At 71.4% G+C, this 6,215-nt stretch carries 5 protein-coding genes; all 5 read left to right on the forward strand.

What is annotated here, in order from left to right; all coding sequences use genetic code 11:
* Positions 1-17: 17 nt before the first annotated feature.
* Positions 18-956 carry a hypothetical protein gene (locus ACFW22_RS32450; RefSeq protein ID WP_386411654.1) on the forward strand — a complete coding sequence of 313 codons (939 nt, stop codon included), beginning with the start codon at positions 18-20 and terminating at the stop codon, positions 954-956.
* A gap of 187 nt (positions 957-1,143) precedes the next feature.
* Complete coding sequence (locus ACFW22_RS32455) at positions 1,144-2,403, forward strand: NAD(P)/FAD-dependent oxidoreductase (RefSeq protein ID WP_386411656.1); 1,260 nt, start codon at positions 1,144-1,146, stop codon at positions 2,401-2,403.
* A 28-nt stretch (positions 2,404-2,431) separates the two neighbouring features.
* Positions 2,432-4,321: a DNA primase gene (dnaG, locus tag ACFW22_RS32460; protein WP_386411658.1), complete on the forward strand. Its 1,890-nt coding sequence runs from the start codon at positions 2,432-2,434 to the stop codon at positions 4,319-4,321.
* Between the two features lie 114 nt (positions 4,322-4,435).
* A complete protein-coding gene (locus ACFW22_RS32465) occupies positions 4,436-5,464 on the forward strand; it encodes an RNA polymerase sigma factor (protein ID WP_386411660.1) in 1,029 nt (342 codons plus the stop codon).
* Between the two features lie 76 nt (positions 5,465-5,540).
* Positions 5,541-6,041 (forward strand): SUKH-4 family immunity protein, encoded by a 501-nt coding sequence (locus ACFW22_RS32470; protein ID WP_386411662.1) that lies wholly within the window; start codon positions 5,541-5,543, stop codon positions 6,039-6,041.
* Positions 6,042-6,215 lie beyond the last annotated feature (174 nt).

Consider the following 6,215-nt stretch of genomic DNA (forward strand, 5'->3'; position numbering starts at 1 on the left):
TCAACTTTCCTGTTCGCATGACACGATCATCACACCCCCTCTCCGTTGCGGTCGTGGTCGGCATGGCACTCGCACTGGTCGGATGTCAGGCGTCACCACCCGATGCATCGGGCGCTGCGCGCCCGCGGGAACGCGAACTCGTCGACCTTCGGCACCGGATTCTCGAATATGCCGAGCAGGTCAAGGAGCGGGACTCCTACGCGCCTCCCACCAAGCGGCAGCAAAAGGCGCTCGCGGAAGGCGTCGGAGAACTCCTGGAAGGAGATTTCCGGGCAGCGGAAAAGAGCCTTGCCGCCGTTGACTTCCGCGTGACCAGGCTCACCGACACCGCTTCCGGCAGGCGTTATGACGAGGTGGCCGCCCGGGGGTCGGGGGAGGAGGCGCGATGGGGGCGGCTGTACGTGACCGCGGACGCGGCCGTCGGATGGACCGTGCAGGTCCCCCATCCGGTGGCCGACCGCGACACCGAAACGCTCGGCGTGGACCTCCTGGAGGGCACCCCCCGTGGCGCCCTCGTCCTTGCGGGTGCCCACCGGACTTCCGGCCGGGAGGACTCCGCGGACGTCGCGCACCGCACCGACAGTGCATTTCACGGCATTGTTCTGGAATTCCAGAAGAGGAACGTTCCGGGAATGCAGATACACGGCTTCGCGCGGGCGTCGGACCGTCCCTATGAGGCCATTCTTTCCACGGGTGTCACCGAAGCCGCCCCTGCGGAGGCCGAGGGGCTCGCCGATCGACTGGAGGACGACGGACTTCGGGTCTGCCGGGGCTGGTCCGACCGCTGTCCCCTGGAAGGAACGACGAACGTACAGGGTAAAGCGGCGCAAAAGTACGGAACGGCCTTCGTGCACGTCGAGCTGGCGCCGCGGGCCAGGGGTGACGGTTCGGTCGCCGGGCGGGCCCGCAGTGCACTCGCCGCGCTCCTCTCCTCCTGGGTCAAGAACGGCGGTTGACGGACTCGTGTGCGGCGGGGGCGATCCCCCGCGGCCGACCCGGTCGAACCGGCACCGCCGGCCCGCCGCCGCCCTCTTCCGCCGTCCCCGTCCGTACGGGACCCTCGCAGGCACGGCCCGGACGGGTACCACGGGACGAACGTCCGGGGGCGTAGGTTGGAACCGGTCGCAACGAGGAGGAAACGACATGGTCGACGCAGATCAGACCTTCGTCATCGTCGGCGGGGGTCTGGCAGGGGCCAAAGCGGCGGAGACCCTGCGCGCCGAGGGGTTCAACGGCCGGGTGATCCTCATCGGCGACGAACGCGACCACCCGTACGAGCGCCCGCCCCTCTCCAAGGGCTACCTCACCGGGGCCAAGGAACGCGACGCCGTCTTCGTCCACGAGGCCGCCTGGTACGCGGCGAACGACATCGAGCTCCACCGCGGCCAGTCCGTCACCGCCGTCGACCGCGAGGCCCACACCGTCCGGCTCGGCGACGGCACCGTCATCCGCTACGACAAGCTGCTCCTCGCCACCGGTGCCGAGCCGCGCCGCCTCGACGTTCCCGGCACCGAGCTCGCCGGCGTCCACCACCTGCGCCGGCTCGCCCACGCCGACCGGCTCCGCCAGGTCCTCGCCGGCCTCGGCCGGGACAACGGCCACCTGGTGATCGCCGGCGGCGGCTGGATCGGCCTGGAGGTCGCCGCCGCCGCCCGCGGCTACGGCGCCGAGGTCACCGTCGTCGAGGCCGACCCCACCCCGCTGTACCGGGTCCTCGGCCCGGAGCTCGGCCAGCTCTTCGCTGACCTGCACGCCGACCACGGCGTCCGCTTCCACTTCGGCGCCCGCCTCACCGAGATCATCGGCCAGGACGGCATGGTCCTCGCCGTCCGCACCGACGACGGCGAGGAGCACCCGGCCCACGCGGTCCTCGCCGCGATCGGCGCCGCCCCCCGCACGGCCCTCGCCGAGAACTCGGGCCTCGCCCTCGTCGACCGCGCCGACGGGGGCGGCATCGCGGTGGACGAGTCGCTGCGCACCTCCGACCCCGACGTCTTCGCCGCCGGCGACGTGGCCGCCTTCCACCACCCGCTGCTGCACACCCGGCTCCGCGTCGAGCACTGGGCCAACGCCCTCAACGGCGGCCCGGCCGCCGCCCGCGCCATGCTCGGGCAGCGCGTCTCCTACGACCGCGTGCCCTACTTCTTCACCGACCAGTACGACCTCGGCATGGAGTACTCGGGCTGGGCCCCGCCCGGCTCGTACGACCAGGTCGTGGTCCGCGGCGACACCGGCAAGCGCGAATTCCTCGCCTTCTGGCTCAAGGAGGGGAGGGTCCTCGCCGGCATGAACGTGAACGTGTGGGACGTCACAGATCCGATCCAGGCCCTCATCCGGGCCCGCACGCCCGTGGACCCGGAGGCCCTCGCCGACCCCTCCGTCTCCCTGGAGACGCTGATCTGACCGCGCTCCGACCCCGTAGGATTCATGCGTGGCAGGCAGGATCAACGATGACGACGTGAAGGCGGTACGGGACGCGGTCCCGATCGACGCCGTCGTGTCCGAATACCTCCAGCTCCGCAGCGCGGGCGGCGGAAACCTCAAGGGGCTCTGCCCCTTCCACGACGAGAAGTCGCCCTCCTTCCAGGTGAGCCCCAGCAAGGGACTCTTCCACTGCTTCGGCTGCCAGGAGGGCGGCGACACCATCGCCTTCGTGATGAAGATCGACCACCTCTCCTTCTCCGAGACGGTCGAGCGCCTCGCCGCCAAGGCGGGCATCACCCTGCGCTACGAGGAGGGCGGCTACAACCCCGGCCACCAGCGCGGGGAACGCATCCGCCTGATCGAGGCCCACAAGATCGCCGCCCAGTACTACGCCGAGCAACTCGGTTCCGCCGAGGCCGAGATCGGCCGGAAGTTCCTCGCCGAGCGCGGCTTCGACCAGGCCGCCGCCGAACACTTCGGCGTCGGCTACTCCCCGGCCGGCTGGGACCACCTCACCCGCTTCCTGCGCGGCAAGGGGTTCTCCGACAAGGAACTGATCCTCTCCGGCCTCTCCCAGGACGGCAGGCGCGGCCCCATCGACCGCTTCCGGGGCCGCCTCATGTGGCCGATCAAGGACGTCGGCGGCGAGATCGTCGGCTTCGGCGCGCGCAAGCTCCGCGAGGACGACAACGGGCCCAAGTACCTCAACACGCCGGAGACGCCGATCTACAAGAAGTCCCAGGTGCTCTACGGCGTCGACCTGGCCAAGAAGGACATCGCCAAGGTCAGCCGGGCCGTGGTCGTCGAGGGCTACACCGACGTCATGGCCTGCCACCTGGCCGGAGTCACCACCGCGATCGCCACCTGCGGCACCGCCTTCGGCGGCGACCACATCAAGATCCTCCGCCGGCTCCTCATGGACAACGGCTCGGCCCGCGTCATCTTCACCTTCGACGGTGACGCCGCCGGCCAGAAGGCCGCACTGCGCGCCTTCGAGGACGACCAGAAGTTCGCCGCCGAAACGTACATCGCCATCGCACCCGACGGCATGGACCCCTGTGAGCTCCGGCTCGCCAAGGGCGACGAGGCCGTCGCCGAGCTCGTCCAACCCCGCACCCCGCTCTTCGAGTTCGCCCTCCGGCAGATCGTGCGGCGATACGACCTGGAGACCCCGGCGGGGCGCGCCGCCGCCCTCGACGAAGCCGCCCCGATCGTCGCGAAGATCAAGAACATCGCCTCCCAGCACGAGGTCGCCGTCCAGCTCGCCGGCATGCTCGGCATCCTCGACACCCAGTTCGTCGTCCGTCGCGTCGCCCAGATCGCCCGCTGGCAGCGACAGGGCGGCAGCCGGGGCCCCGAGCGGCAGCAGCCCCCGCGCACCTACGACGCCCCGGCCCCACCCGCCACCCCCTCCGGCCCCGCGCTCAACCTGCGCAGCCCCGCCCACCGCACCGAGCGGGAACTCCTCAAACTGGCCCTCCAGCGACCCGAGTTGGTCTCCCCGGCCTTCGACGCCTACGGGGTCGACGAGTTCACCGCCCCGCCCTATGCGGCCGTCCGCCAGTGCGTCCAGGACGCCGGCGGCGCCGCCGGTGCGCCCTCCGACTACCTCGACGCCGTTCGCGAGGCGGCCCCCAACGACTCGGTCCGCGCCCTGGTCACCGAACTCGCCGTCGAGACGATCTTCGCCAAGGCCGTCGACGAGGCGTACGCCGGCGACCAGCTCGTCACCGTCCGCCTCCGCGCCGTCGACCGCCGCATCCGTGACGTGCAGGGCACCCTGGCCCGACTCGGCGCGAACGGCGACCCCGAGCAGCTCGCCGCCGTGCAGAACGAGCTCTGGGTCCTCACCCAGTACGGGCAGACCCTCCGGAACAACGGCGCCGCCGCACTTTGACGTTCGGTGACCCGGCGGTCCCAAAAAGTCACCGCACGCCCCTCGTGGCGGCGATGTGTCGTACCCCACACTGGATGACGGTGCCGTCCCCCCCTTCCTGGAGGTCGCCCCGCCGTGCAGACCGAGACCCGGACCCACCAGCAGGAACCGTCACCCCGCGAGCTGGACGCCGAACCGGACGCCGAACCCGAGGTCCCGGCCCAGCGGCGTCGCCCCGAGCCCGGGGGCAACGGGCCCTCCTCCGACCTCTTCCGCCAGTACCTGCGCGAGATCGGTCGCATTCCGCTGCTCAGCGCCGAGGAAGAGGTCGAACTCGCCCGCAGGATCGAGGCGGGCCTCTTCGCCGAGGAGAAGCTCGCCAACACGCCCGACCTGGAAACGCAGTTGGCGATCGACCTGGACCGGCTCGTGGTCCTCGGCCGGATCGCCAAGCGCAAGCTCATCGAGGCCAACCTCCGCCTCGTCGTCTCCGTCGCCAAACGGTACGTGGGCCGCGGCCTCACCATGCTCGACCTCGTCCAGGAGGGGAACCTCGGCCTCATCAGGGCCGTCGAGAAGTTCGACTACGCCCGCGGCTACAAGTTCTCCACGTACGCCACCTGGTGGATCCGCCAGGCCATGTCCCGCGCCCTCGCCGACCAGGCCCGGACCATCCGGGTCCCCGTCCATGTCGTCGAACTCATCAACCGGGTCATCCGGGTCCAGCGCCGCATGCTGCAGGAACGCGGCTACGAACCCACCGCGGAAGAGGTCGCCGCGCAGCTCGACCTGGCTCCCGAGCGGGTCGGCGAGGTCCTCCGGCTCGCCCAGGAACCGGTTTCCCTGCACGCCCCGGTCGGCGAGGAGGAGGACGTCGCCCTCGGTGACCTCATCGAGGACGGCGACGCCGCCTCGCCCGTCGAATCCGCCGCCTTCCTGCTGCTCCGCCGCCACTTGGAGGACGTCCTCTCCACGCTCGGCGAACGCGAACGGAAGGTCGTCCAGCTCCGCTACGGCCTCGACGACGGCAAGCCCCGCACCCTGGAGGAGATAGGGCGCATCTTCGGCGTCACGCGCGAACGCATCCGCCAGATCGAGTCCAAGACCCTCAACCGGCTGCGGGACCACGCCTACGCCGATCAGCTGCGGGGCTACTTGGACTAGATTCCCCCCACGGGCCGCTCCTCGGCCCGAGAGGAACGTGCCCGGTGGACGGGTCGGACGGGACGGGTGGAAGACGATGGACTGGCTGCCGTACGACGCGGACGCCCTCCGCGCAGCGGGCGCGGACGAGGGGGCGGTGGAGGCGCTGGGCCGGCGGGGGCTGCCGACCGACTGCTGCCGGATGTTCGTGCGGGACCCCGCCCGCGAACTGTCGGTCCGGGTCCTCGCGGAGGGCCGGGCGGTGTTCCTCGGCGCGTTCGAGGACGGCGACGCCGCCTACTGGCTGCTGCTCGACGGCGGTGGGGTCCGGATGGTCCGCGGCCGTGCCGACGACGCCGTGCAGGAACACGGGACGGTCAACTCCTCGGTCGAGGGCCTCCAGGGCGTCCTACGGGTCTGGGAGGACTTCGTCCGTTCGGGCAGGAGCGACGACTCCGACGGCTACGAGGACTTCGTCGACGAGGTGGTCGAGCGGGCGCGGCAGAGCGATCCGGAGGCCTTCGCGGACGAGGAGTCCTGGTGGTCACGCGTCTTCGAGGAGGTCGAACTCGGGGTCCTCGTGCCCGAGGAGCCGTAGACGGAGCGGAGTCGCCGCGGGGCGGGGTCACGGGGCCGGTGCGCCACGGGACGGGGCCACGGCGCCGGTGCCGCCGCCGTGCGGGGCCCGTGGAAGCCGCCCGGCGCGGGGGGAGGGCGTCACCTCCCCGCGCAGGGAACGGCCCCCGTCCCTCCGGAGGGACGGGGGCCGTTC

The organism is Streptomyces sp. NPDC058872, from assembly GCF_042743065.1.
Classification (GTDB): Bacteria; Actinomycetota; Actinomycetes; order Streptomycetales; family Streptomycetaceae; genus Streptomyces.

What these genes read in the sequence shown, in the direction of transcription:
- ACFW22_RS32455 (WP_386411656.1), top strand. Translation starts at nt 1,144, where the DNA reads ATGGTCGACGCAGATCAGACCTTCGTCATCGTCGGCGGGGGTCTGGCA.
- ACFW22_RS32470 (WP_386411662.1), top strand. Translation starts at nt 5,541, where the DNA reads ATGGACTGGCTGCCGTACGACGCGGACGCCCTCCGCGCAGCGGGCGCG.
- ACFW22_RS32450 (WP_386411654.1), top strand. Translation starts at nt 18, where the DNA reads ATGACACGATCATCACACCCCCTCTCCGTTGCGGTCGTGGTCGGCATG.